A 555-nucleotide genomic window follows, 5' to 3' on the forward strand; every position below is an offset into this window, starting at 1 on the left:
GAGTCATGATTTTCACTCCGGCTTGTTTGCTTTCCATGGGACTCGCGTTAAGCTAACCTCGTATGGGTCTCACACCTTTTCGCTCTTTGTTTTTGAAAGAGGAAAGAGGGTGCACAATATTCCATACTTGCCTTTTTAACTAGAGGTTTGACTACATCTTATTAAAAGAAGCAAAGCCCACACAAAAAGTTTGTTACAATAACGGCAGAGTATATTTGTGTGCAGTGGAGAGAACAAGAAAGGGTTTTAGAAAACGTTTTCTTTGCTGTGGTTATAGCGTATTGTAGAGATAAGGAGGAACACAACATGGTTTTAGATGAACGAAGCGCAGCGCTGTTGCAGAACTTGCAGCAGGTAAAAAGCTTAACGATGGCAGGAGCGTTCTGTAACGGTTTAATCATCAGCTTCATTCCAGCTCTTCTATTAGTATTTATGGGAGACGTTGGATTTGAAGGAACAACCTTTGGTGACTCTGACTTTGGTGTCGTTGGAATCCTGATTTTAATGATTATGAAACTATTGGGATTATCTTAACTAAAAAAAGAGACTGAGACA

The 555-nt window shown here is 39.8% G+C and carries 1 pseudogene; it reads left to right on the top strand.

What is annotated here, in order from left to right:
- Positions 1 to 369: 369 nt before the first annotated feature.
- Positions 370 to 534, top strand: a pseudogene (locus tag BFL01S_RS19760) (PTS ascorbate transporter subunit IIC); the annotation flags it as partial.
- Positions 535 to 555 lie beyond the last annotated feature (21 nt).

It is taken from the genome of Priestia flexa NBRC 15715, from assembly GCF_001591565.1.
Classification (GTDB): domain Bacteria; phylum Bacillota; class Bacilli; order Bacillales; family Bacillaceae_H; genus Priestia; species Priestia flexa.